Source organism: Amycolatopsis sp. lyj-84 (assembly GCF_046549075.1).
In the GTDB taxonomy this organism is placed as follows: domain Bacteria; phylum Actinomycetota; class Actinomycetes; order Mycobacteriales; family Pseudonocardiaceae; genus Amycolatopsis.
In genome coordinates this window covers 107,196-132,480 of the sequence record NZ_JAJPWO010000021.1, presented here as the reverse complement: position 1 = coordinate 132,480, position 25,285 = coordinate 107,196, and the positions used below count along the sequence as shown (strand labels likewise).

Genomic DNA, 25,285 nt, shown 5'->3' with positions numbered 1-25,285 from the left:
GATTCGGGTTCTAACCCGAATCGCCACTCACGACCACCCCGGCCGACGCCGCGGCCTCAGTCCGAAGTGTCCGCGGGGACAATGGCCTGCGAGAGGCCGCTCGAGGCGGCATCCGCTTCCAGGTGCGCCGCGATCAGGTCCAGCAGCCGGTCGGTGTCGACAGGCTTGGTGACGTAGTCGTCCGCTCCCGAGGCCAGGGTCCGCGCCTTGTCCTCCGCGGTCGCCTTCGCGGTGACGGCGATCACGGGCAGGTCCTCGTGCGCGGCTTCGGCGCGGATCGCGGTGATGGTGGCGTTGCCGTCCAGTTCGGGCATCATCACGTCCATCAGCACCAGCGCGGTGTCCTCGTGCCGTTCCAGGGCCCGGATGCCCGCGACACCGGTCTCCGCGTAGATGACTTCCAGGCCGTTGCGTTCCAGGACGGCGGCCAGCGCGAAGACGTTGCGCAGGTCGTCGTCGACGATCAGGATCTTCTCGCCGTGGAACCGCAGCGACGAGGTCACCGGGATCACCTGCGGGACGGCCATGATCAGCGGGACGCCGCTCGCCTGTGTGGTCGGGACGATCAGGTTCGACGCGCTCACCGGCAGGTACAGGGTGAACGTGCTGCCCTTGCCGGGTTCGCTGCGGACCCGCAGTTCGCCGCCGAGCAGTTCCGTCAGCTGCTGGCTGATCGACAGGCCCAGCCCGGTGCCGCCGTACTTGCGGCTGGTGGTGCCGTCGGCCTGGCGGAACGCGTCGAAGATGATCGCGAGTTTGTCCGGCGCGATGCCGATTCCGGTGTCTTCGACGGCGAACGCGAGGACGCCGGGGGCCTGGCGGAGCGAGTCGGCTTCGACCTCGCCCTGGTCGGCCATCCGGATGTGCAGGCGCACGCCGCCCTCGTCGGTGAACTTCGCCGCGTTGGACAGCAGGTTCCGGAGCACCTGCTGCACGCGGTGTTCGTCGGTGTGGATCGACGACGGCACCGGCGGGTCGATCAGGACGGCGAATTCCAGGCCCTTGTCCGAAGTCAGCGGCCGGCAGATCGATTCGACGTACTCGACCACTTCCGGCAGCGTGACGTCGGACATCTGCAGATCGAGATGCCCGGCTTCGACCTTGGCCATGTCGAGGATGTCGTTGATCAGCTGTTGCAGGTCGCTGCCCGCCGAGTAGATCGTCCGGGCGAACTGGATCTGCTTCTCCGACAGGTTCCCGTCCGGGTTCTCCGACAGCAGTTTCGCGAGGATCAGCGCGCTGTTGAGCGGCGTCCGCAGTTCGTGCGACATGTTCGCCATGAACTCGGACTTGTACTGCGACGCCATGGTCAGCTGCCCGGCGCGCTCTTCGAGTTCCTGCCGCGCTTGCTCGATCTCGCTGTTCTTGACCTCGATGTCGCGGTTCTGCTGCGCCAGCAGCGCCGCCTTCTCCGCCAGATCCGTGTTCGACCGGCGCAGTTCCCGTTGCTGCGCCTGCAACTGCTCGGATCGCGCGCGCAGTTCCTGTGCCAGGCGCTGGGATTCGGTCAGCAGCGCCTCGGTGCGCGAGTTGGACTGGATGGTGCTGACGTTGACCGCGATGGTCTCCTTCAGCTGCTCCAGCAGGTCGATGTGAACGGTGCTGAAGGCGTTGATCGTCGCCAGTTCCAGCACGCCGAGCACCTCGCCCTGGAACAGCACCGGCAGCACGATCACGTTCACCGGCGCGGCCGAGCCCAGTCCCGACGAGATGAGCGCGTACTCCGGCGGCGCTTCGTGGACCAGGATCGTGCGGCGGTCGACGGCGGCCTGCCCGATGAGCGACTCGCCGGGGGAGAACCGAAGGCCCGCTTGGGATTTCGCCAGCCCGTAGGTGGCGATGCTCTCCAGGACCGTTTCCTCTTGCTCGTCTTCGCGCGCGAGGAAGAACGCGCCCTGCTGCGCGGACACCAGCGGCGTCAGCTCGGACAGGATCAGCGAAGCCACCGACGCGAGATCGCGGTGACCCTGCATGAGCGCGGACAGCCGGGCGAGGTTGGTCTTGAGCCAGTCCTGTTCGCGGTTCGCGCGGGTGGTCTCCTTCAGGTTCGCGATCATCTGGTTGATGTTGTCCTTGAGTTCGGCCACCTCCCCGGACGCGTCGACGGTGATGTGCCGGGTCAGATCGCCCGCGGTCACCGCGGTGGCCACCTGCGCGATCGCCCGCACCTGGGTGGTCAGGTTCCCGGCCAGCTGGTTCACGCTCTCGGTCAGCCGCGACCACGTCCCGGCGACACCGGGCACCTCCGCCTGGCCGCCGAGCGTGCCGTCCGTGCCGACCTCGCGCGCGACACGGGTGACTTCGGAGGCGAACGACGACAGCTGGTCGACCATCGTGTTGATGGTCGTCTTGAGTTCGAGGATCTCGCCGCGGGCGTCGATGTCGATCTTCTTCGACAGATCGCCCTGCGCCACCGCGGTGGTCACCGTCGCGATGCTGCGGACCTGGCCGGTCAGGTTGTCGGCCATGACGTTCACGTTGTCCGTCAAGGCCTTCCACGTGCCCGCCACGTTCGGGACGCGGGCCTGGCCGCCGAGGATGCCCTCGGTGCCGACCTCGCGCGCGACCCGGGTGACCTCGTCGGCGAACGCGCGCAGCGTCTCGACCATGCTGTTGATCGTCTCGGCGAGGACGGCGACCTCGCCTTGGGCGTCGATCGCGATCTTCTTCGACAGGTCGCCGTTCGCCACCGCCGTCGTCACCGTGGCGATGCTCCGCACCTGATCGGTGAGGTTGTCGGCCATGACGTTGACGTTGTCGGTGAGGTCCTTCCAGGTCCCGGCGACGCCGCGCACCTGCGCCTGGCCGCCGAGCTTGCCTTCGGTGCCGACCTCACGGGAGACGCGGGTGACTTCGTCGGCGAACGCGGACAGCTGGTCGACCATGATGTTGACGGTGTTCTTGAGCTCCAGGATCTCGCCGCGCGCGTCGACGATGATCTTCTGCGTCAGGTCGCCCTTGGCCACCGCCGTGGTGACCTGGGCGATGTTCCGCACCTGGTCGGTCAGGTTGTTCGCCATGAAGTTGACGTTGTCGGTCAGGTCCTTCCAGGTCCCGGCGACACCGGGCACCTGTGCCTGGCCGCCGAGCCGCCCGTCGCTGCCGACCTCACGGGCGACCCGGGTGACCTCGTCGGCGAACGACGAGAGCTGATCCACCATGGTGTTCAGCGTGTTCTTGAGTTCGAGGATCTCGCCCTTGGCGTCGACGGCGATCTTCTGCGACAGGTCGCCCTTCGCCACCGCCGTCGCCACCTGGGCGATGTTCCGGACCTGCGCGGTGAGGTTGTTCGCCATGAAGTTGACCGACCCGGTGAGGTCGCGCCAGGTCCCGGCGACCCCGGGTACCTGCGCCTGCCCGCCGAGCTGACCTTCCGTACCGACTTCGCGCGCCACTCGCGTGACTTCGTCGGCGAACGACGAGAGCTGGTCGACCATCGTGTTGACGGTCGTCTTCAGTTCGAGGATCTCGCCGCGCGCGTCGACCGTGATCTTCTGCGTCAGGTCGCCCTTCGCGACGGCGGTGGTGACCTGGGCAATGTTGCGGACCTGGTCGGTCAGGTTGTCCGCCATCTGGTTCACCGAGTCGGTGAGCCCGCGCCAAGTGCCCGCGACGCCCGGCACGGTCGCCTGTCCGCCGAGACGCCCTTCGCTGCCGACCTCCCGCGCGACCCGGGTGACTTCGTCGGCGAAGGACGACAGCTGGTCGACCATGGTGTTCAGGGTGTTCTTGAGTTCGAGGATCTCGCCCTTGGCATCGACGTTGATCTTCTGCGACAGGTCGCCCTTGGCCACGGCGGTGGCGACCTGGGCGATGTTGCGGACCTGGTCGGTCAGGTTGTCCGCCATCAGGTTCACCGAGTCGGTGAGGTCGCGCCACGTACCGGCCGCGCCGGGGACCTGCGCCTGTCCGCCGAGACGGCCTTCGCTGCCCACCTCGCGCGAGACGCGGGTGACTTCGTCGGCGAACGACGAGAGCTGGTCGACCATGATGTTGACGGTGTTCTTGAGCTCCAGGATCTCGCCGCGCGCGTCGACGTTGATCTTCTGGGTCAGGTCTCCCCGCGCCACGGCGGTGGTCACCTGGGCGATGTTGCGGACCTGGTCGGTCAGGTTGCTGGCCATGACGTTGACGTTGTCGGTGAGATCACGCCAGGTGCCCGCCACACCCGGGACCTCGGCCTGCCCACCGAGCCGTCCTTCGGTGGCGATCTCGCGGGCCACTCTGGTGACCTCGGTCGCGAACCGGGAAAGCTGTTTGATCAGGCCGTTCAGGGTCTTCGCGACCTCGGCGAACTGACCTTGCAGCGGCCGTCCGCCGACTTCCAGGGGCATCGGCTCCGACAGGTCACCCTCGGCGACCGCGCCCAGGACGCGGTTGAGCTCGGCAGTGGGCCTGCTCACGTCCTCGATCAGCCCGTTGACGACGTCGACCGCGGTCGCCCAGCCGCCGGGACCGATCTCGGCCGCGACGCGCTCGGTCAGCCTGCCTTCCTTGCCGACCGCTTCGCGGACGCGCAGAAGCTCGGTCACGAGCCGCTGGTTGCGTTCGGCGATGTCGTTGAAGGCGCCCGCGAGCTGGGCCGCGAGCCCGTCGCCGTGCGCCACGAACCGTCGCCGGAAGTTGCCGTCCCCGAGGTCACGAGCCGCCGCGAGCAGGCGTTCCAGAGTCGCTTCGTCCACCTGGGCGCCACCACCTTCCACGGGGGTCCGGTCCCTTTGGGAGTGCTGTGTCATCTGTGTCGACCCTCTCCACCACGCATGCCAAGCCATGGTCGTCGCATCAGCGTGCCATGATTCGACCTACACTTCGAGCCAGTCCGCCCGCTCACGCTGCGCTACCCGCCAGGCAGGAGGAGGTCCGGGAATGGTGTCACGGCCCGCCCCGGCCTCGACGTCGCTCCCCTCGGAGCCGTCGCCCACGACGAGCGAGAGCGCGCTGCCCGAATCCGGGAGGTTCTGGCGCGAGCTGCTCGAAGACGTGCGTGACGCCGTGCTCGTGCAGGACGTCGGCGGTGCGCTGCGCTGGTCCAACCCCGCCGCCCGCGAGCTGTTCGGCGGCGGCCGCCCGGTACTGACCGCCGAAGGCCCCGACGTCGGCCATGTCGAGCACACCGGCCGCCGGTTCCCCGCGCGCATCCGGACCCTGCCCGGCGGCTGGCACGCCTGGACGGTGACCTCCGAGGTCGCGGCCGACGGCCCGCGCGTCGACGGCTTCCTCGCCGCTTCGGCGCCCCGGCTGGCCTCCGCCCGGGGGCGGCACGGGACGGCGAAGGTGATCGCCGAAGTCGCCGCCGCCGAACTCGCCGACTGTGTGTTCGTCCTGCTGCCGACCACCCGGGGCCGGTGGGAATGGTGGAGCTGCGACCACCGCACCAGCCACGGGCACGGCCGGATCCGCCGCGTCCCGGCCCAGCTGGCGCCGGTGCTCGCCGGAACCTTCGCCTCCACCGAGGAACCCGAGGCCAAGGCCGTGCCGGAGGAAGAGGTCGCGACGTTGCCCGCGGTCGTCGCGGAGCGCCTCGCCGGCCATTCGTCGGTCACCGTGGTCTCGCTGGGCCTGGACGGCGGTGCGGGGGTCACCGGCGCGGTCATGCTCGGCAGGCGCGGCGCCCCCGCGTTCGGCGACGACCACTCGCGCGCGGTGACCGAGTTCGCCCGGGCGGCCGGGACGGCGCTGGCGAACGCGCATCGCTACGCCCGCCAGGAAGAGGCCACCCGCGGCCTGGAGACCACGCTGCGCCCGACTCCGCCGCCCGACGTTCCCGGCGTCAAGTTCGACGTCTGGTACGAGCCGTCGAGCGGCCTGCTCGACGTCGGCGGCGACTTCTACGACGTCCTGCCGAGGGAAGACGGCGGCGCGATGTACGTGCTCGGCGACGTCTGCGGCAAGGGAGCCGAGGCGGCCGCGCTCACCGGCCGGGTCCGGCAGACCCTCGCCGCGCTCAATCTCGTCGAGCACGACAACACGACACTGCTGACCCTGCTCAACTCCCTGCTCATCACCGGCGGCAGCGGCCGGTTCGCCACGCTGGTGCTCGGTTCGGTGCTGGCCGGCGAGGACGGTCTCGCCGTCACTCTGGCTTCCGGCGGGCATCCCGCGCCGCTGGTGGTGCGCCGCCGCGGCGGCGTCGACGAGATCACCCTGCCCGGCACGCTGGTCGGGATCTCCCCGCAGGCCCGGTTCGCCGAGACGACGATCCGGCTGGCCGAGGGCGACGTCTGCCTGCTCTACACGGACGGGATCACCGAGGCGCGCCACCACGAGCGGCCGTCGGACCTGTTCGGGGACGAGCGTCTGCGTGAACTGCTGACCGGCTGTCGGGGGCTGTCCGGCCGCGACGTGGTCGCCCGCGTGCGCTCTGCGGTGCGGGAATGGCTCGGCAGCGGGACACACGACGACATCGCCGTCCTCGCCATCGAGGCCTCACGACCCGCGCAGTAGGCGCAGCACCGCCCGTTCCACGATCTCCCTCGCCTCGTCCGGACCGGGTGCCTTCCCGGCCCGCCGCACCGCGCGTTCGATGGTCCGGTCCCGCCGGTACGCCTCGGTCACCCGAGGGTCCACATAGGACTGTCTCGCCACGGCGGGGGTGTTGCCGAGGCCTGCCGCGACCTCGGTCATCACGGCCTTCTCGACCTGTTTCCTGCCCCGTTCGCTGGACGGCTTTTCCTTGTCCGCGAAGGCCGAAGCGGCGAGGACGGTGGCGTTCCAGGTCCGCAGGTCCTTCGCGGTGAAGTCGTCGCCCACGAGTTCCTTGAGCCGTTCGTTGATGTCGTCGGCCCGGACCTCCTGCCATTCGCGGCCGTCGCGGTAGGCGAGCAGGCGCACCTCCCCGCCACGGGCGCGCCGGAGAGAGCGGACGAGCCGCACGAGGCCGTCGTCCCGCAACCGGACCTTCCGCTGGATTCCGCCTTTCGCGGGGTAATCGCAGAGCAGGCAGCCTTCGCTCACCGAGACGTGTTCACACAGCAGCGTCGCCACGCCGTGCGTGCCGTTCTCGTCGGCGTAGTTCTCCCCGCCGGTCCTGAACACCCCGAGGTCGAGCATGCGCAGCGCGCCGGCGAGGACGCGTTCGCGGGTGAGCCCGCGGGAATCGAGGTCCTCCTGGACGGCTTCGCGGAGCCGGGGGAGCCGTCGCGCCAGCGCGAGGACGCGTTCGTGCTTCTCCTCGTCCCGGGTCCGCCGCCAATCCTCGTGGTAGAGGTACTGGCGACGCCCGGCGTCGTCCACCCCGACGGCCAGGATGTGAGCGTTTTCGTGCGGAGAGATCCACACGCGCCGCCACGCGGGCGGGATCGCCAGCGCGTCGATCCGGTCGATCGTGTGCGCGTCCTTCAGCGGCTCGCCGTCCGGGGTCAGATAGCCGAAGCCACGGCCTCTGCGCCGTCTTCGGATGCCGGGGGACCCGAGGTCCGCTCGCCGTAGTCGCATGCGGTCCGGATACCCCCGGTGATCGCGCTTCATACCGGTGGTTCGACCGGATCGGTCCGGGGTAATCCGGGGGCGAAGCCGACTTGAGGAGGCAATCCGATGGCGACATCGCTGAACGGACGCCGCGTGGCCATTCTCGCCGCGGACGGCGTGGAACAGGTGGAACTGGTCGAACCGCGCAAAGCGGTCACCGACGCCGGAGCGACGGCCGAGGTCGTCTCCCTGGAATCCGGGGAGATCCAGGCCATGAACGGCGACATCGACAAGGCGGACAAGTTCACTGTGGACCGCGTCGTCAAGGACGTCACGGTCGACGACTTCGACGCGCTCGTCCTGCCCGGCGGCACGATGAATCCGGACAATCTGCGCGCGGACGAGGACGCGGTGCGGTTCGTCCGCGACTTCGTGAACAGCGGCAAACCGGTCGGGGTCATCTGTCACGGTCCGTGGACGCTGGTCGAGGCCGACGTCGTCCGCGGCCGCACGCTCACCTCGTACCCCAGCGTCCGCACCGACATCCGCAACGCCGGCGGCACGGTCGTCGACCAGGAGGTCGTGAACGACAACGGCCTGATCTCCAGCCGGAATCCCGATGACCTGCCCGCGTTCTGTGCCGCGATCGTGTCCGAATTCGGCAAGTGAGTCCGGGTAAACGAGTGGCGCTCGTCACATGACTGGGGGAGTCTGGTGGTAGAGAAGGAGGTGCCGCGATGACCGTGCATTCGAGACGCTACGGCCGTTGGTGCCGTGAGCATTTCGACACCGAACCGGAGACCGGAGGGCAGCCGCCCGCCGGTCAGGCCGTGGACACCGCCGCGGCCGTCACCGACGCCCAGACCGAGCAGGCCCAGGCCGGTGACGCCCCGCGGGGGAAGCCGGATTCGCTCAACTGAGCGTTCGCCGGTACCAGACCCGTTTCGGGCCGGGGATGCCGATCCGGGTGATCAGGTCGGTGAGCACGCCGCTGATGATGAGCCACAGCAGGGCGGCCAATCCGTCGTTGAGCAGGGTTCGCAGCTTCGCCCCCTCCGGGGTGAACAGGTTGCGCAGGCCCAGCGAGACCCCTCGCGACCATTGGTCGATCAGCTGCGCGAAACCGTTGCCCGCGTTGGCCTCGCCGAACACCAGCAGGATGTGCACGACGAGCACCAGCGCGAACACCGAGCACACGGCGCGGATGAGGGCGTTGACGACGCGGACGACGCGGATCCGGGCGGGTGTCCGTTCGACGATCTCCTCTTGGGGCACCTGCGGCTCACGCGGGTCGTTGATGTAGCTCATCGCCGTCTCCCATCATCGTCCACAGTGGACAGCCCGGCCGGGCGGAAGCTCAGCCGGGATCCCGGGTCTTGGTCCTCGACTTGGTCCGGGTCTTCGTCTTGCTCGGTTTGTCCGAGGTGCTCGGGTCGCCGTTCGACGCCGTCGCGCCACTCGGTGTCGAGGTGACGCCGACGCTTTCGGCGGTGTTGGGCCGGTTCACGGAGACCGGGACGGCTTCGGTCACCACGACCGTGCCGTTGGGTGCCTTCGCATCGCGGGTCGGCACTTCGACGGCTTCCGAGGACGGTTGTCCCTGTCCCGCCACCGGACCCGAGGTGCCTGTCGCCGCCGGAGGGAGCATCCCGCCCGGCTGGGCCGGTGGGTTCGTCCCGGTCTGGCTGACCATCAGCAGCACGCCGACGGTGATCGCGGCGGCGGGCGCGCTGATGGCGGCGACCACGGCCGCCCGCTTGCGGGTGCCCGGGTTGAGGTGGGCGACCTTGGTCCCGGTGGAGTCCTCCAAGAGAATCCGCGAGATCGCCGCGGCGGTCGGGCGCTGCGACGGCTTCCGCGCGGTCATCCCGCGCAGCAGCGTCGTCATGGTCACCGACAGTCCGGCGGGGATCCGGGGCGACCGGTGCAGCCGCCCGACCGCGGCCTCGACCGGCGTCCCGGTGTACTCGCGTTCCCCGGACAGGCATTCGAGCAGGACCAAGCCGAGTGAGTAGACGTCGGCGGGCGGGCCGACGTTCTCACCTCGGACCTGTTCGGGCGCCATGTACGCCGCCGTGCCGACGACGCCGCCGGTTTCGGTCACCCTGGTGGCGTCGAAGGCGTGCGCGACACCGAAATCGCCGATCAACGGGCCGTCGTCGGCCATCAGGATGTTCGCCGGTTTCAGATCGCGGTGGGTGATGCCGTGCGCGTGGACGTGCGCGAGCGCGTCGCTCAACCGGGCGGCCAGATCGACGACCGCGTCCTGGGAGAGCGGGCCGGATCGCAGGCGCTGGGCCAGATTCGGCCCTTCGACCAGACGCATCGTGAGATAGGTGTAGCCGTCGTCGGAACCCGCGTCGTACAACGGGACGAGCCCGGGATGACGGACCGCGCTGAGAACCTGGATCTCCTGTTCGCGACGGCGCTCGTCGCGGGTCATCGTGTCGGCGTGGAACAGTTTCAGCGCGACTTCGCGCCGCTCGCGCAGATCACGGGCGCGGAAGACCCGCGCGGTCGCGCCGCGGCCGAGCAGATCCCCGACCTCGTACCGGCCGGCGAGTTTGCGCGGCAGGTGATCGGGGTCGTGGACGTTCAGGCTGAACCGTCGCTGGGTGGTCCCAGCGTCGAGGTCTTCGTCGTCGTCACCGCCAGCGCGCGAACCCGCGTCGTCCATCGGTGCTACCTCCGTCTCACCGGCCGAACGCCGTATACCCGGTCCGGCTCCGGGCGAAACAAGGTTTGCGAGCGTACCGGACGTGATCCGCGGGTTCACCCCGAACGGCGGGCAACCCCCGCGAGGGCCGGACGTCTCGTGGTCATGAAGCCGAACCGGTGGGCCGTGCTCGCCGCCATCGCCTTGACCGCCGTCGCCGCGATCACTCCGCCCGCCACCGCCGATTCGCTGGTACCCAAGGGTTTCGCGCCCGCGTCGACGAGCTGGACCGGGCCGCTGCGCGGGTTCGTCCTCGGGTTTTCGCCGTGCGGGAAACCGGGATGGTGCGCGTCGCTGCTGTCGACGGCCGACGGCGGGAAGCGGTGGCGGCGAGTCGGCACGCCGCCGATCTCCTTGCCGGACAACCACAATCAGGTCAAGCTCACCGTGATCGACGAGCGCGACATCTTCCTCTCCGACGGCGCCCGGTTGCTCGCCAGCCGTGACGGCGGCGTCAACTGGTCCCGCGTCCGCCTCGCCGGGGTTCGGGAACCGTTCTATATTTCGAAAATCACCGAAGCAGGACCTCGTGTGTTCGCGATGGTCACCGGTTTCGGCAGCCCGTCGACGACGGCGTTGTACGCCGGGATCGCCGGCACGCGGGTCCTCCAGCCGGTCCCGGGGTTCACCGTCACCGGCTCCGCGACCTACGGCGACATCGCCACCAGCGGCGGGATCCAGGTGTCGATGGGGGCGGACTACCGCGTCCAGAAGTACTGGACGTCGTCCGACGGCCTGACCTTCGAGTCCGCGCCGGCACCGTGCCCGGCGGACAGTTCGGCTTCGTTGAGCGGAGTACGGCGGGGGCACGTGCTGGCGCTGTGCAGCGGGGGACCGGGGACGCCGCAGCCGGGGTCGACCGTCCGGCGGCTGTGGCGAGCGCCGAAGCTCGGCGGGCGGTTCACCGGAACGGCGCAAGCGCCCACGCTCGGGATCGACCAGAGTTTCAGCGCCGCTTCGCCCGCGGCGGCGACCGTCGCGGCGGAAGGCGGCGGCACCGGATTCCTGCACAGCACCGCCGACGGCGGGGCGACCTGGACGACGACGGTGCTCAGTGGCCGCGGGGTCTGTCTCAACGATCTGGACTTCCCGGACGAGCTCGTCGGGGTGGTGGTCGACGGGCTCCCCGACGCCGAGGGCGGCTCGGCCGTGTACCGCACCACCGACGGCGGGATCACCTGGGGTGAGCTCGTCTTCGGATGATCATTGCAGGTAGGCAAGGCTGTGGGGAGGTTCACATTCCCATACGCCATGTCGTAACCTGTGCACTGTCCGTCGATGTCGAGGGAGCCGTGGACCGTGTTCGCCGCGATCCGCATGCGGCTGAAGGGTGGAGCGTGTCCATGACTTCGGACGAGGTCCGGTCCATGCCGAGGCGCCCGTTACCGCCCCTCGACTACGACAAACCCAATCTCGCCCGGATGAAGGACGCCCTCCTCGGGGGACACGACCACTACGAGATCGACAGGCTGGCCGTCGAGGCCTTCCTCACGGTGGCCCCCGACGGCGCCGCGGTGGCCAAGGAATTCCGGTCCTGGGCCAGCCGGGTGGTCCGGTTCCTCGCCGGCACCCGTGGGGTCGGCCAGTTCCTCGATCTGGGCTCCGGCATGCCGTACGTCGAGAACACGCACCAGACGGCGCAGCGGTACAACCCCGACGCGCTGGTCATCTACGTCGACGACGACCCGGTGGTCCAGGCACACGGACTGGCGTTGCTGGAAGACCACCTCGTGCACGTCAGCGGCGCGGATCTGCGCGATCCCGAGCAGACGCTGAACGATCCGGCGATCGCCGAGCATCTCGAACTCGACCGCCCGGTCGCGGTGCTGCTCAACGCTGTGCTGCATCACATCGAAGACCTCGACAGGGCGCGAGCCATCGTCCGTGGCTATGTCGACGCGCTCGCCCCCGGGTCGTATCTGCTGCTCACGCACTATTACACCGACGGCGAGGGGCCGTACGGCGAGTTCGCGCGGAAGCTCGACGGCCTGATGGACGGCATCGGTTATGGCACGGTGCACCGCAGCCGCGAAGAGATCGAGTCGCTGTTCGACGGGCTGGAGATGCTCGAACCCGGTCTCGTGCACCTGCACGAATGGTGGCCGGAGGGCCCGCGCCTGGCTCCGCTGACCCGGTTGAACTACCTGAGCCTGGGCGGCGTGGCGGTCAAGCCTTGAGCGAGCTGAAGAACGCTTTCAGGTCGTCGTGGGCGGTCCCGAAGTCCTCTGTGTTGCCGGTGATCGCCAGTTCCAGCGTCTCGCCGTCGGAGAGTTCCATCGTCAGGTAGACGGTGAGCTTCCGGCGGGGGAAACCGCCCGCGACGATGTCCGTGAACGGGATGCGCCGCGCGCCCGGCTCGGCACGCAGATCGTCGAGGCCGCGTTCCCGCAGCTTCCGGATCCGTTTGCGGTCCGACACCCCTCGCGCTCCGATGAGCCCGGCGACACCGCGGCGGACCAGTACCGAACGCGACATCGGCAGCAACACCACTTCGGTGTCGCAGACGATCAGGTCGTAGAGCTTCCGCTTGGCCTTCAACGCGGTGAACATCCCGAGCATCCGTGCTTCGGCGGGATCCGGCTCCCGTTCGGGCTCCTGTTTGCAGAAGTACCCGGCGGGCACGGTGAGCAACTGCAGGTTGTGGACCAGTTCGTCGACCGCGCGCGGGCTCTGCACCGCGGGGCCGACCAGTTCGGTGACGTCGAACGGCTCGCCGTCGCCGAGACACAGTTCCCAGCCACCGCCCCAGTTCAGGCGGTGCGCGGCGACACCGTTGTCGATCATCGCGGCGGTGACGGTGTCGGCGAACAACTCGGTAAGCAGTGCGCGGCCCTCTTCGCGGGACGGGGCCCGCAGGGGTTTGGCGAGCGCGTCCGCGTCGCCGTCGCGCAGGACCCGGACGACTTCGCCGATCGTGCCGCGCGGCGCCAGCCTGCTCTCGATCCCGGCCGAGGTCAGCAGCTTCGCGCCCTCCGCCACCGACGCCCGCCCGGCGCGTTTGACGACCTCGTCCCAGTCCGCCCGCGGCCCGACGTCGCGGATCAGCACCGCCAGTTCCGCTTCGGGGACATCGACCTTCGGCGCGCCCAGCAACGCCCAGCCCGGCCGCGCGTCCGGCTTCACCGGGTTGTCCGGCACCCCGGCCAGCGCGGCGATCCGCCGCTTCGTGGGCGGATGACTGTCGAACTTCGACAGCTCCTCGCCGTCGAGGATGTCTTCGGCGTACTCGGTCATCCAGTCCCGCTGGACCGGGTGGTTGAGGTACGACCGGAAGCCCAGCAGGACCGCGGGAGTGCGCCGCGCAGCCATGCCGAGCGAGATGTAGCGCTCGGCGTAGTCCTTCCAAAGCGGGTTGAGCGTCGCGACCTTCCGCAGTGCCGCGGCCGCCGTCCGGCTTCCCGCCGCGAGCACGGACGCCTCGTCGGCCTGGAGTTCCTGCCGCCGGTTCGCCGACCGCGCGACCAGCAGGTACAGCTTCGAGTAGGCGGAGAGCAGGGCCCTGGCTGGGCCGCCGTCCAGCCTGTCGACGGTGAAGGCGAGCGTCTGGGTGCCGCGATAGGTCAGCGCGAGCAGGCGGGTGTGGCCGCCGCTGTAATGGCCGAGTTCGTGCGCGAGGACCGAGCGCAGTTCGCTCACGCTCAGCGCGGCCAGCAACGGCAGCCCGACCAGCATCGTCCGGCGGCCCGGTCGCAGGCCGAGGAACCGGGCGTCCTCGCTGACCGCCGCGTTGATCTCGCCGATCAGCACGATCTCGTCCGGCGGCCGAGTCTTCACCTGGGCCGCGAGGTCGTCGATCATCTCCCACAGCTCCGGATGGGCGTCACGATCCAGCCGCGGTCCCTCGATCGGCGGCCGCCGCGCCCGCAGCGCGCTCACCAGCCCGAAGCCGAGCGCGATCATGATCGCGAGCCCGGCGAGCATCACGTAGGTGCCGATCTTGCCCTGGATCCGCAGGCCCGCCAGCACACTGGCGACACCCATCGCGACGACCACCACTGGGAACGCCACGAGCAGAAGTGTCGCGAGGACGGCGCGTCCTCGGGCCTGCATCGTCCGGTTACCTCTTTTCGCACAAGTGCCGTCTGTGCGGCCGAATAGTAACCGGCTACCCAGCGGACTCGTGCGGGAACGAAGAGCTACGTCCGCCACCTGGGACGGGAGAGACCTCGTGAGTGGTAAGGACTGTTCTGGTGGTCCCGTATTCGCTTCCCCACGGGATCCTGATGTCGTCGCGGTGCGGTTGTAGAGCTTGTTCTGGATGCCGATGTGGGATTTGGGACGTTGAACGTCCCAAATCTTCCCCTGTCGGTCGCGGGGTGGCACGGTCTTGATCAACGGAGGATCGGGGACGTTGAGTGTCCCCGATCCTCCGTTGATCAAGCTCCGAGACCGCTCCGACCCCCATCGACGATGAAGGAATCGGGACACTCACCGTCCCGATTCCTTCACACTCGAACATGCCGCGGTGAGATTCCGGTGTCATCGAGCTCCGAGACCGGAGCGATCCCCTCGACTACTGCGCCTCACCTTCGTCCAAGTCGTGAGTGGTAAGGGCGGTTCTAACCGTCCTTACCACTCACGAGGCTCCGGCTACGCGACGTTGAAGGTGTCGGGATCCGGTCCGGTCCGCTCGCCCCGGTCCAGCACGGACAGCGAGGCGACGTCCTCCTCCGACAGCGTGAACCCGAAGACGTCGAGGTTCTCCGCGATCCGCGACGGCGTCACGGACTTCGGGATCACGATGTTGCCCAGCTGCAGGTGCCACCGCAGGACGACCTGAGCCGGAGTGCGGCCGTGCTTCTCGGCGAGCGCCTTCACCGCGGCTTCGCCGAGCAGGTCGCCGCCCTTGGCCAGCGGGCTCCACGCCTCGGTCGCGATGCCGTGCTTCGCGTCGAACTCGCGCACCTCGGCCTGCTGCAGGTACGGGTGCACCTCGACCTGGTTGACCGCCGGGGTGACGGAACCGGCGTCGAGAAGCCGCTCGAGGTGGGCCGGCTGGAAGTTGGACACGCCGATCGCGCGCACCCGGCCGTCGGCGTAGAGCTTCTCGAAGGCTTTCCACGTGTCGTTGTAGAGGTCGCGCTCGGGCGTCGGCCAGTGGATGAGGTAGAGGTCCAGCCGCTCCAGGCCCAGTTTGGCCAGGCTGGCGTCGAACGCCTTCAGCGTGGCGTCGTAGCCCTGGTCGCTGTTCCACAGCTTGGTGGTGATGAACAGTTCGTCGCGGGCGATGCCGGACTCGGCCAGTGCCTTGCCGACGCCTGCTTCGTTGCCGTAGACCTTGGCGGTGTCGATGCTGCGGTAGCCCGCGTCCAGCGCGGTCTTGACCGCGGCGGTGGTCTCCTCGTCCGGCACCTGGAAGACGCCGAACCCGAGCTGCGGCATCTCCACCCCGTTGTTGAGCTTGACGGTGGGAATGTCGGTCACTTGCGTTCCTTTCGTGGGTAGTTGCGGGTCAGGCGGCGGGGGCCAGTTCGGCGCGACGAGCCTTCCGCCGCCCGTGATCGAGCATGCCTGAGATGACCGCGACCAGCAGCCCGGCGAGCGCGAGCGCGGCGCCGATCCAGTTGGACGCGGTGTAGCCGAGACCCGCGCTGATGGCCTGGCCGCCGAGCCACGCGCCCCCGGCGTTGCCGAGGTTGAACGCGGCGATGTTGGCGGCCGACGCCAGCGCGGGGGCGCCTTCGGCCTTGTCCATGACGCGGGCCTGCAGCGGCGCGACGGTCGCGAACCCGGCGGCGCCGAAGACCGCGATGGTGATCGCGGCGGGAAGCTGGGCGTGCGCGGTGAAGACGAACACGACCAGCACGGCCGCGAGGGTGGCGAGGATGACGTACAGGCTGGGCATGAGCGCCCGGTCGGCCGCCTTGCCGCCGATCAGGTTGCCGGCGAACAGGCCGGCGCCGAACAGCACGAGCAGCCACGTCACCGCGGCGGGGGAGAAGCCGGCGACCTCGGTCATCATCGGGGCGATGTAGGTGAAGGACGCGAACACCCCGGCGAACCCGAGCGTGGTCATCGCCAGTGCGAGCCACACCTGGGGGCGCCGGAAGACGGCGAGTTCGCTGCGCAGCCCGGCGCTCCGCGTCGTCGCCTGGACCGGTACCAGCGCGAGGATCCCGATCAGGCCGACCACCCCGAGGACGCTGACCGCCCAGAACGTCGAGCGCCAGCCGAGCGCCTGGCCGAGGGCCGTCCCGGCGGGGACGCCGAGGACGTTGGCGACGGTCAGCCCGGTGAACATCATCGCGATGGCGCTGGCCTGTTTGGCGGGCGCGACCAGTGAGGAGGCGACGACCGCGCCGACGCCGAAGAACGCGCCGTGCGAGAGCGCGGCGATCACGCGGCCGGTCATCAGCAGGCCGTAGGTGGGGGCCAGCGCGGAAACGACGTTGCCCGCGATGAACAGGACCATCAGGCCGACCAGGACCGTCTTGCGCGGCACCCGTGACGCGAGCGCGGTCAGCACCGGGGCACCGACGACGACGCCGAGCGCGTACCCGGAGATCAACAGCCCCGCGGAGGGGATCGAGACGCCGAAGTCGCTCGCGACCTCGGGCAACAGGCCCATGATCACGAACTCGGTGGTGCCGATACCGAAGGCGCTGATCGCCAGTGCGAGCAGAGCGGCAGGCATGGAGGCCTCACTTCTTCCCGTAGAGTGGTGTTAGCTGGCGTAGGCAACTACGGGCGTCTGAAATAGTTGCACGCGCCGTATATTGCACACGCTTGATGATGCACGACTCAACGAAGTTCGGGCAACCGGGGAAGAGGTGAACCGTGTCACTGGCCGACGACGCCGTGGAAGCACGCGCGCAGGGCTGGCGGACCCTCGCCGCACTGCACGCGCGGATCGAGGACGCGCTCGAGCGCGCGCTGGCGCAGAAGCACGAACTGTCCGTCAGCGAGTACACCGTGCTGGACGTGCTCGGCCGCCAGGACGGCTTCCACCTGCGCATGAACCAGCTGTCGAACGCCGTCGTGCTCAGCCAGTCGGCGACGACGCGGCTGGTGTCGCGGCTGGAGGACCGGGGACTGCTGCAGCGGTACCTGTGCCCGGACGACCGGCGGGGGATCTACACGGAGGTCACCCCGGCGGGACAGGAGCTGCTCGCGGCCGCGCGGCCGACGCACGACAGCGTCCTCACCGGCGCGCTGGCCGCCGCCGAGGACCTCCCCGAACTCGCGCCTTTGGTCGCCGCGCTCGGAAAGCTCACCTTCGCCCGCTCGTGACACCCCGCGTTTCGTCCTCTTGTTGCGGTGGTTGCGCGTGCAAGGAACGCAACCAGAGGACTAAACGCGGCCGAGCTGGCAAGGTGAGGGCGTGGACGATCTTCTGTTGCGCCGGGTCCGGGTCGGCTTGGCGGGTTCCCTGTCGGACGTACTGATCAAGGGTGGCCGGATCGCGGCCATCGGAGGCCCGGGGCAAGCGGGTGAAGCGTCGGAAACCCTGGACGGGCACGGCGGAACGCTGCTGCCGGGACTCGTCGACGCGCACGTGCACACCGCGCAGTGGTCCGCCGCGCGCCGCCGGATCCCGCTGGGGGAGGCGAAATCCGCCGCGCATACGGTCGAGCTCGTGCTCGCCCATCTGCTGGCGAACCCCGTGCCGCCCGGCGATCTCGTGCTCGGCGCCGGATTCCGCGACGGCCTCTGGCCCGACGCCCCGCACAAGGACCTGCTGCAGAAGGCGCTGCCGGGGCATCCCGTCGCCCTGTTCAGCGCCGACCTCCACACGCTGTGGCTCAGCCCCGCCGCGCTGAAACTCATCGGCCGCGATCATCCGACCGGTGTGCTGCTGGAGAACGACTGCATGAGCGCGACGGCCGAACTCCCGGTCGCCCCGGACGACGTCATCGACGGCTGGGTCGCCGACGCGCTCGACGCGGCGGCCGCCCGCGGCGTCACCGAGATCGTCGACTACGAGTACACCGACACGGTCACCGCCTGGCGGCGTCGGCTGGCGCGGAAACCCTTGCCGGTCCGGGTTTCCTGCGTGATCGCGAAGTACCTGCTCGAGACCGCCGTCGAACGCGGTCACCGCACCGGCGACGTCCTCGAAGACACCGGCGGGCTGCTCACGGTCGGCCCGTTCAAGCTGTTCGTCGACGGTTCGCTGAACACGCGCACCGCGTACTGCGTGGGGCACTACGCCGGGACCGAGTCCCACGGGCTGCTCGAACTGCCGCCCGAGGAGCTGGAACCGTTGATGCGCAAGGCTTCCGAGCACGGTCTCTCGCCCGCGGTGCACGCGATCGGCGATCACGCCAACAAGATCGCGCTCGACGCCTTCGCGAACGTCGGATGCGCCGGCCGCATCGAGCACGCCCAGCTGGTGCGTGCCGAAGACGTCGCGCGGTTCGCCGAACTGGGTGTCGTGGCGAGTGTGCAGCCCGCCCATCAGCCGGACGACCGCGACGTCGCCGACCGGCACTGGCACGGCTGGACCGACCGGGCTTTCCCTTACGGCGCCTTGCATCGCTCCGGGGTGACCCTGGAGTTCGGCTCGGACGCGCCGGTCGCCCCGCTGGACCCGTGGGACGCGATCGCGTCGGCGGTCAGCCGCACCGACGACGACCGCCCGCCCTGGCATCCCGAGCAGGCCATGCCGCTGGAGGCCGCGCTCGCCGCGGCGTCGGGAGGCAGGACGGGGGTGGCCGTCGGCGACGTCGCGGATCTGGTCGTCACCGCGGTGGATCCGTCGCGGCTGTCCCCGGCCGGACTGCGTGACACTCCGATCACCGCCACCGTGATGAACGGCAGGATCACCTACGCGTCCTGACCCCTTCCGGTGACGGTGGCTGCGGGCGGGGGTGCGGTGCGGCAGGGTGAGGTGATCGCGGAGGGAGCGCCCATGAGCACCGAGAAGCTGTTCCGGATCGCCATCGCCTTGAAGGGGCTCGATGGTGCGTTGCAGCTGGTGGGCGGTCTGGTCCTGATGCTCGTCCCGGCGTCGGTCGTCACCGGTTTCGCGCACGCCGTGGTCACCCGCGACCTGCTCGGCGACCCGGAAGGGACACTGGCCCGGCACCTCGAACTCGCCGCCGGCCACTTCGCCGAGGGCCGGACGTTCGCCGTCGTGTACCTCGTCGCGCACGGGCTCATCAAGCTCGGCCTGGTCTGGGCGCTGGCTCGCAAGGTGATGCGCGCCTACCCCGTGGCCGCGGTGGTGCTCTCGGCGTTCGTGGTCTACGAGATCTTCCGCGCGATCCACACGCACTCGCTCGCGCTGCCGTTCTTCGCCGCCCTCGACGTCGTGATCGTCGTGCTGGTGCTGCGCGAGTACCGGCAGCTCAAACGGGATCGCGTCGCGGCCTGACCGCCCGGTTCAGGCCGCGACGCGAAATTTCTCCGTGGTGAGATCCGCACGGGGCGGATCCACCACGATCGCGGTGGCGTTGTCGGAGCCACCGAGCGAGATCGCCGTCCGCACCAGCTCCGTGGCCGCCCTGTCCGGCATCCCGAGGATGTCGAGCATGGTCGGCCCGCTGAGCGTCTTGTGCACGCCGTCACTGGTGAGCAGAAGCCCTCCGGTCGTGACGGTGGCCGTGCCGATCTCGTGAGCACCGGCCGTGCGGACGCTGGTGGTGACGACGTGTTCCATCCGCGGTGTCACGGGTTGATCGTGGTCGCGGAAGTACTGCGCGAGCGTATGGTCCTTCGTCACCTGCCGCACGGTGTATCCGTCCCAAGAGTACGCCCGCGCGTCCCCGACCCACGCGACGCCATACCCCTCGTCGCTCTGGACGGCCACGACGAGGACGCAGTCACCGGCCCCGCAGTGTTCCAGTACAGCGCGCTGAGCAGCGAGAACGGCCGCGACCGGCCCTTGGGCGACCGGCGACCGGGCCGCCGCCGAAGCCGCCGTCCGTGCCGCGTGTCCCGCGTTCGGGTGATCTCCGACTCCATCGGCCAGCGCGAACACGATCCCCGCTCCGCCCGCGGCCGCGTAGGCCCCGACGGCGTCCGCGTTGTGCTCGCGCGGGCCCTGCGCGCTCGCCGTGTGCCAGTGTGGAAGTTCCCTCATGGTCTTCTCCTCACCCCTGGGTGATCCCTTCTTTCAGCATCCGCCTGGTTCCTGTGCGCGGCCTGAGGGTTGGCTGTCGGAAGTCCGTGGGTCGGGTTGGACCGGTCAGGACAGCAGGTTGTACACCGTCTGCTCGCCGACCGTGGTGGCGGTGAAGTTCGCCGCGACCCATTCGGCGATCTCGTCCGATCCGCCGCCGGGACCGCCGCCCCGGCCGCCTTCGACGTAGTACGTGATGTCGCCGTCGGCCACGTACCGCTGGAACTCCGCCAGCGTCGGCGCCGGATCCGAGCCGCTCCAGCCGCCGATGCCGATCACCGACTTCCCGCTCGCGAGTTCCAGGTTCGCCGCCGACTGCGAGCTCGACGTCGCCGCCGCCCACTTCGTGGTCGTCGCGGCGAGCACCGTCCCGAGCTCCGCCGACGAGCCCTCCTCCATGCCCATGCCCATCCCGCGTGGCTCGCCACTCGAGGCGGGGCCGGACGTCGGGATCGAACCGGAGTGCGCCTGCGAGGCGGTTTCGATGCCGTACGCGGTGGTCCCGAGGCCAACCGTCAGCACGGCGACCGTCGCGACGACGGCGACGAGTTTGCGCCTCGGCGGGACACCCACCAGGACGACGGTCGCGGTCACCAGGCCGAGCCCGGCGATGATCCAGCGCAGCGCGGGCAGCCAGTCGGCGTCGCGGTCGAGCAGGATGTACGCCCAGACCGCGCTCGCCGCGATCATCAGCGACAGGACCACCCGCGGCGCGAGATGCGCCCGGCCGCGCCACAGCGAAGTCCCGGAGATCGCCACCACGGCGGCGATCGACGGCGCCAGCGCGACGGCGTAGTACGGGTGCACGATGCCGCTCATGTAGCTGAACACCAGCGAGGTGACGAGCATCCAGCCGCCCCAGACGATCAGCGCGGCCCTCGTCCGGTCGGTACCGGCGGCCCGCCTGGTGAACCACAGTCCCGCCACCAGGCCGATCAGCGCGGCGGGCAGCAGCCACGACACCTCGCCGCCGAAGCTGGCGCCGAACATCCGGGTCAGGCCGCTTTCGCCGCCGAAGCCGACGTTCCCGCCTCCCGCGCCGCCGACCATCATGCCACCGCCACCGCCGCCGCTCCCGCCGAAGATCCGGCCGAGGCCGTTGTAGCCCAGCGCCAGTTCGAGCAGGCTGTCGTCGGTCGAGCCGCCGATGTACGGCCGTGAGCCGGTCGACCACAGATCGACCAGCGCGATGAACCAGCCTGCCGAAACGACGACCGAGAACACCGCTCCGAGCAGGTGAAGCAACCGTTTGCCCAGCGAGGTCGGCGCGGCGATCAGGTAGGCGAGCCCGAACGCGGGCAGCACCAGGAACGCCTGCATCATCTTGGTCAGGAAACCGAAGCCGATGGCGACACCGGCGAACGCCAGCCAGCGCGGGCTCGCCTTTTCGATCGCGCGGACCGTGCAGTACGCGCCCGCGATCAGCAGCAGCGTCAGCAGCGCGTCCGGGTTGTTGAACTTGAACATGAGCGCGGCGACCGGGGTGACGGCGAGCGCCGCCCCCGCGAACAGCCCGGCGACGGGTCCGGAGGTCCGCTTCACCGTCAGGTAAAGCAGCCCGACGGAGGCGACACCCATCAGCGCTTGCGGGGCCAGCACGGTGAAACTCGAGAAACCGAAGAGCCGCGCGAACGCCGTCGTGACCCAGAGCGCGGCCGGGGGTTTGTCGACGGTCAGCACGTTCCCGGCGTCGAGCGAGCCGAACAGCCACGCCTTCCAGTCCTGCGTGCCGGACTGCACCGCCGCCGCGTAGAACGAGTTGCCGTAGCCGGACGCAGTCAGGTTCCAGAAGTACAGCAGGGCGGTCGCGGCGAGCAGCCCGAAGACCGCGGGACGGACCCATCGGCCCGGCGGTTCGACGACGTTTTCCTCGACAGGGCCGGGTTCCACCCGGGAAGCGAGTGCGGTGGTCATGGGGTCAGTTCTCCCTCTGAGTGGCGGGCCGGCGGCGAAAGACCCAGCCGCGCAGCAACAGGAAACGCAGCACGGTGGCCGCGAGGTTCGCGAGCACGAGCGCGGTGATCTCGAGCGGCAGCCCGGGCGCGGTCATCGTGTGCAGCAGCGCCAGCGCGCCGCTGGTGAGCCCGAGCCCGAGACCGAACACGACGAGGCCCTGGAACTGGTGCAGCCCGGCGCCTCCCCGGCCGCGGATGCCGAAGGTCAGGCGCCGGTTGAGCGCGGTGTTGCCGATCGCGGTCACCAGCAGCGCCACCAGGTTCGCCGCCTGCGCGCCGGTGAACGTCCGCAGCAGCAGGAAAAGCACGAGATACGCGATGGTGCTCGCGACCCCGACGGCGGCGAACCGCACCAGCTGCCGCACGAGGCTCGGCGCCACCCCCGGTGCCCGCACCTGGATCGGCGCGCGGCCGAGTTGCTCGCGCAGGCCGCTGATCGGGATCTCGCCGGTCAGCGTCGCCTTGGTCAGCCGCGCGATGCCCTTGAGGTCGGCGGTCGCGGTGGCGACGAGGTTCACCGACGAGTCCGGGTCGTCGATCCAGTCGACCGGGACCTCGTGGATCCGCAGCCCGGCCTTCTGCGCCAGCACGAGCAGTTCGGTGTCGAAGAACCAGCCGGTGTCCTGGATGTGGGGGAGCAGCCGTTCGGCGACGTCGGCGCGGATCGCTTTGAAGCCGCATTGCGCGTCGCTGAACTTCGCGGCCAGCGTGCCGCGCAGGATCAGGTTGTAGCAGCGGGAAATGAACTCTCGCTTCGGCCCGCGCACCACCCGTGCGCCGCGGGCGAGCCTGCTGCCGATCGCGAGATCGGAGTGCCCGGACAGCAGCGGTGCGACGAGAGGACCGAGCGCGGCCAGATCGGTCGAGAGGTCGACGTCCATGTAAGCGAGCACCGGAGCGTCCGAAGTGGACCAGACGGCGTGCAGCGCGCGGCCGCGGCCTTTTTCTTCCAGGTGCCGGACTTCGACGTCGTCGAACTCGCGGCTGAGTCGCATCGCCACCCGCAGGGTGCCGTCCGTGCTGGCGTTGTCCGCGACGGTGATCCGGAACGGGTACGGGAACTGCTCCGCGAGATGCGCGTGCAGGCGCCGGATGCACGGCTCGAGATCGATTTCCTCGTTGTGGACCGGGATGACGACGTCGAGGACGGGGGAGCCGGTCGGGGCGATGGCGGGGCGGCGGCCGGTGTCGGCGCCGGAGATGATCGCGGCTGTCATAGCGTCAATCTCGGTCATCGCGCTGAGGCCGGCTTGTGTCCCGCCTGTGCCGTCGCTGTGTTCCGCCACCGGGTTCACCGGCTCAGGTCGTAGACGGTGACGCCGTCCACAGTGGTCGGTGTGTAGGTCGCCTGAACCCATTCGGCGATCCGCTCGGCGGCGTCGCTGCCGGTCTCCCCGCGCATCATCATGCCCTCACCGAGGAAGTAGTGGATCTGTCCACTTCGGACGTACTCCTGGAACTGTTCCAAGGTGGGGGAAGGATCCGTGCCGTTGAACCCGCCGACGGCCATCACCGGTGCCCCGCCGCCGAGCTGGTAACCCGCCGCGTTGTTGGAGCCCACCGTCGCGGCCGTCCACGGGTAGTTCGCGGTGTCCTGCCGCAGAAGGGCCGCGAGGTTCTCGCCGGGCAGGCTCGTTCCGAGCAGGCCGCCGGGGCCGCCCATCCTCATGCCCCGGCCGGTGTCGGGCCCGGCGGAAGGAAGCGCGCCGGAATGCGGGGTCGCGGCTGTCGCGACCGTGTACGCGCCGGTGCCCGCGAGAACGGTGACGAGCGCGCCGACGGCGACCAGGCGCCTTGCCGCGTCGGGTAGGCGTGCGGCGAAGAAGACCAGGAACGCGCACAGGAGACCGGCAACGAGGATCGCGATCGCCAGTCCGGGAAGCCAGTCGGATTGCCGTGACAGCAGGAGATACGCCGTGAGCGCGGTCAAGCCGATCCCGGCGCTCGACGTGCCCGCGGCGGCCGGATTCCCCCGTGCCCGCCACAACTGGACGCCCGCGATCCCGACGAGCGCGGCGATCGCCGGGGCGAGCGCGATCGTGTAGTACGCGTGGATGATCCCGCTCATGTAGCTGAACACCACGGCGGTGATCAGGAACCAGCCGCCCCACAGGATCAGTGCCGCGCGGCCGCGGTCGGTGCGCCCGGCGTGGCGGGTGAACCACAGCCCGGCGGCCAGCGCGAGGGCGGCGGCCGGGAGCAGCCAGGCGATCCCGCCCGCCATCTCGGTGCCGAACAACCGGTCCCAGCCGGTACCGCCCCAGCCGCCGTTGCCGCCTCCGCCGACACTGCCGACCTCGTCACCGGTGATCCGGCCGAAACCGTTGTAGCCGAAGGCGAGTTCCCACAGGCTGTTGTCCTGCGAGCCGCCGATGTACGGCCTGTCGGCGGCGGGCCACCACGCGACGACGGCGAGGTACCAGCCGGCGGAGACGAGGGTCGCGCCCAACGCTCCGAGCAGGTGAAGCAACCGTTTGCCCACCGAGGCCGGCGCGGCGATCAGGTAGGCGAGCCCGAACGCGGGCAGCACCAGGAACGCCTGCAGCATCTTGGCGAGGAAGCCGAAACCGACGGCGACCCCGGCCAGCGCCAGCCAGCGCGGGCTCGCCGTCTCCAGCGCGCGGACGACGCAGTAGGCGCCCGCGACCAGGAGCAGGACGAGCAGGGCGTCGGGGTTGTTGAACCGGAACATCAGCGCGGCGGCCGGGGTGAGCGCGAGGACGGTGCCCGCCAGCAGACCCGCGGCCGGGCCGGAAGTGCGTCGCACCGTGGCGAACAGCAGCGCCACCGAGCCGACGCCCATCAGCGCTTGCGGAACGAGGACGCTCCAGGCGTTGACGCCGAACAGGCGCGCGGAAAGGCTCATCACCCACAACGCGGCCGGCGTCTTGTCGACCGTGATCGCGTTCGCGGCGTCGCTCGATCCGAAGAACAACGCCTTCCAGCTCAGCGATCCGGCTTGCGCGGCCGCCGAATAGAAGGCGTTGGCCCAACCGGATTCGCCGAGGTTCCAGAGATAAAGGACGGCGGTCGCGAGGAGAAGCGCGGCGAGGGAGGGGCGGACCCAGCGTGGGCCGTCGGGCCTGCCCCGGGCGGGTGGAGCGTCTTGATCGGCTTCGTCGCGGGAGGCGAGGAGGGTCATGG

Annotated in this window: 19 protein-coding genes; 8 read left to right on the top strand and 11 right to left on the bottom strand. The window is 69.8% G+C overall.

The features are described from left to right. Positions 1-56: 56 nt before the first annotated feature. Positions 57-4,736 carry a HAMP domain-containing protein gene (locus tag ACLJRM_RS41050; RefSeq protein WP_101605957.1) on the bottom strand — a complete coding sequence of 1,560 codons (4,680 nt, stop codon included), beginning with the start codon at positions 4,734-4,736 and terminating at the stop codon, positions 57-59. A gap of 130 nt (positions 4,737-4,866) precedes the next feature. On the opposite strand from ACLJRM_RS41050, the gene ACLJRM_RS41045 reads away from it, so the two are divergent. After that, the gene (locus tag ACLJRM_RS41045; protein WP_101605958.1) at positions 4,867-6,444 is read left to right on the top strand and encodes a SpoIIE family protein phosphatase; all 1,578 of its coding nucleotides are present in this window, start codon (positions 4,867-4,869) and stop codon (positions 6,442-6,444) included. Here ACLJRM_RS41045 and ACLJRM_RS41040 read toward each other — a convergent pair. Further along, on the bottom strand, positions 6,427-7,434 hold the full coding sequence (locus ACLJRM_RS41040; protein ID WP_410666124.1) for a DNA topoisomerase IB: 1,008 nt from the start codon (positions 7,432-7,434) through the stop codon (positions 6,427-6,429). The genes ACLJRM_RS41045 and ACLJRM_RS41040 overlap by 18 nt on opposite strands. A gap of 99 nt (positions 7,435-7,533) precedes the next feature. On the opposite strand from ACLJRM_RS41040, the gene ACLJRM_RS41035 reads away from it, so the two are divergent. Both ACLJRM_RS41035 and ACLJRM_RS41030 read left to right on the top strand, forming a co-directional pair. Beyond that, positions 7,534-8,076, top strand: coding sequence for a type 1 glutamine amidotransferase domain-containing protein (locus ACLJRM_RS41035; RefSeq protein WP_410604145.1), 543 nt, complete (start codon positions 7,534-7,536; stop codon positions 8,074-8,076). Positions 8,077-8,144: 68 nt separating this feature from the next. Next, positions 8,145-8,327, top strand: coding sequence for a hypothetical protein (locus ACLJRM_RS41030; RefSeq protein WP_101605961.1), 183 nt, complete (start codon positions 8,145-8,147; stop codon positions 8,325-8,327). Here the strand turns inward: ACLJRM_RS41030 and ACLJRM_RS41025 are convergent. Next, positions 8,320-8,715, bottom strand: a complete 396-nt coding sequence (locus ACLJRM_RS41025; RefSeq protein WP_101605962.1) for a hypothetical protein — start codon at positions 8,713-8,715, stop codon at positions 8,320-8,322. The two genes, ACLJRM_RS41030 and ACLJRM_RS41025, sit on opposite strands and share 8 nt — an antisense overlap. A 49-nt stretch (positions 8,716-8,764) precedes the next feature. Beyond that, on the bottom strand, positions 8,765-10,084 hold the full coding sequence (locus ACLJRM_RS41020) for a serine/threonine-protein kinase (RefSeq protein WP_410666123.1): 1,320 nt from the start codon (positions 10,082-10,084) through the stop codon (positions 8,765-8,767). Positions 10,085-10,228: 144 nt separating this feature from the next. On the opposite strand from ACLJRM_RS41020, the gene ACLJRM_RS41015 reads away from it, so the two are divergent. Together ACLJRM_RS41015 and ACLJRM_RS41010 are read left to right on the top strand one after the other, a co-directional pair. Further along, positions 10,229-11,326, top strand: a complete 1,098-nt coding sequence (locus ACLJRM_RS41015; RefSeq protein WP_410666122.1) for a hypothetical protein — start codon at positions 10,229-10,231, stop codon at positions 11,324-11,326. A gap of 140 nt (positions 11,327-11,466) precedes the next feature. Continuing rightward, positions 11,467-12,300: an SAM-dependent methyltransferase gene (locus ACLJRM_RS41010; protein ID WP_101605964.1), complete on the top strand. Its 834-nt coding sequence runs from the start codon at positions 11,467-11,469 to the stop codon at positions 12,298-12,300. Here the strand turns inward: ACLJRM_RS41010 and ACLJRM_RS41005 are convergent. The 3 genes from ACLJRM_RS41005 to ACLJRM_RS40995 all read right to left on the bottom strand — a co-directional run bounded on the left by ACLJRM_RS41005 (position 12,290) and on the right by ACLJRM_RS40995 (position 16,757). Next, complete coding sequence (locus tag ACLJRM_RS41005; RefSeq protein ID WP_410666121.1) at positions 12,290-14,131, bottom strand: M48 family metalloprotease; 1,842 nt, start codon at positions 14,129-14,131, stop codon at positions 12,290-12,292. The two genes, ACLJRM_RS41010 and ACLJRM_RS41005, sit on opposite strands and share 11 nt — an antisense overlap. 582 nt (positions 14,132-14,713) lie before the next feature. After that, entirely contained in the window at positions 14,714-15,547 is an 834-nt protein-coding gene (locus ACLJRM_RS41000; RefSeq protein WP_410666120.1) for an aldo/keto reductase, read from the bottom strand. Positions 15,548-15,575: 28 nt separating this feature from the next. After that, the gene (locus ACLJRM_RS40995; protein ID WP_410666119.1) at positions 15,576-16,757 is read right to left on the bottom strand and encodes an MFS transporter; all 1,182 of its coding nucleotides are present in this window, start codon (positions 16,755-16,757) and stop codon (positions 15,576-15,578) included. A gap of 143 nt (positions 16,758-16,900) precedes the next feature. On the opposite strand from ACLJRM_RS40995, the gene ACLJRM_RS40990 reads away from it, so the two are divergent. The 3 genes from ACLJRM_RS40990 (at position 16,901) to ACLJRM_RS40980 (ending at position 19,439) form a co-directional block, all read left to right on the top strand. Then, positions 16,901-17,353, top strand: a complete 453-nt coding sequence (locus tag ACLJRM_RS40990; protein ID WP_101605968.1) for a MarR family winged helix-turn-helix transcriptional regulator — start codon at positions 16,901-16,903, stop codon at positions 17,351-17,353. A gap of 91 nt (positions 17,354-17,444) precedes the next feature. Beyond that, a complete protein-coding gene (locus ACLJRM_RS40985; RefSeq protein WP_410666118.1) occupies positions 17,445-18,902 on the top strand; it encodes an amidohydrolase in 1,458 nt (485 codons plus the stop codon). A gap of 72 nt (positions 18,903-18,974) precedes the next feature. Beyond that, positions 18,975-19,439 (top strand): DUF2127 domain-containing protein, encoded by a 465-nt coding sequence (locus ACLJRM_RS40980; RefSeq protein WP_101613004.1) that lies wholly within the window; start codon positions 18,975-18,977, stop codon positions 19,437-19,439. Between the two features lie 9 nt (positions 19,440-19,448). Here ACLJRM_RS40980 and ACLJRM_RS40975 read toward each other — a convergent pair whose 3' ends face one another. From ACLJRM_RS40975 to ACLJRM_RS40960, 4 genes are all read right to left on the bottom strand, one after another. Continuing rightward, a complete protein-coding gene (locus ACLJRM_RS40975) occupies positions 19,449-20,147 on the bottom strand; it encodes a PP2C family protein-serine/threonine phosphatase (RefSeq protein ID WP_101605970.1) in 699 nt (232 codons plus the stop codon). Between the two features lie 105 nt (positions 20,148-20,252). Next, complete coding sequence (locus ACLJRM_RS40970; RefSeq protein WP_410666117.1) at positions 20,253-22,100, bottom strand: ArnT family glycosyltransferase; 1,848 nt, start codon at positions 22,098-22,100, stop codon at positions 20,253-20,255. A 4-nt stretch (positions 22,101-22,104) separates the two neighbouring features. After that, positions 22,105-23,358, bottom strand: coding sequence for a glycosyltransferase (locus tag ACLJRM_RS40965; protein WP_410666116.1), 1,254 nt, complete (start codon positions 23,356-23,358; stop codon positions 22,105-22,107). Between the two features lie 74 nt (positions 23,359-23,432). After that, positions 23,433-25,283, bottom strand: a complete 1,851-nt coding sequence (locus ACLJRM_RS40960) for a glycosyltransferase family 39 protein (protein ID WP_410666115.1) — start codon at positions 25,281-25,283, stop codon at positions 23,433-23,435. Positions 25,284-25,285 lie beyond the last annotated feature (2 nt).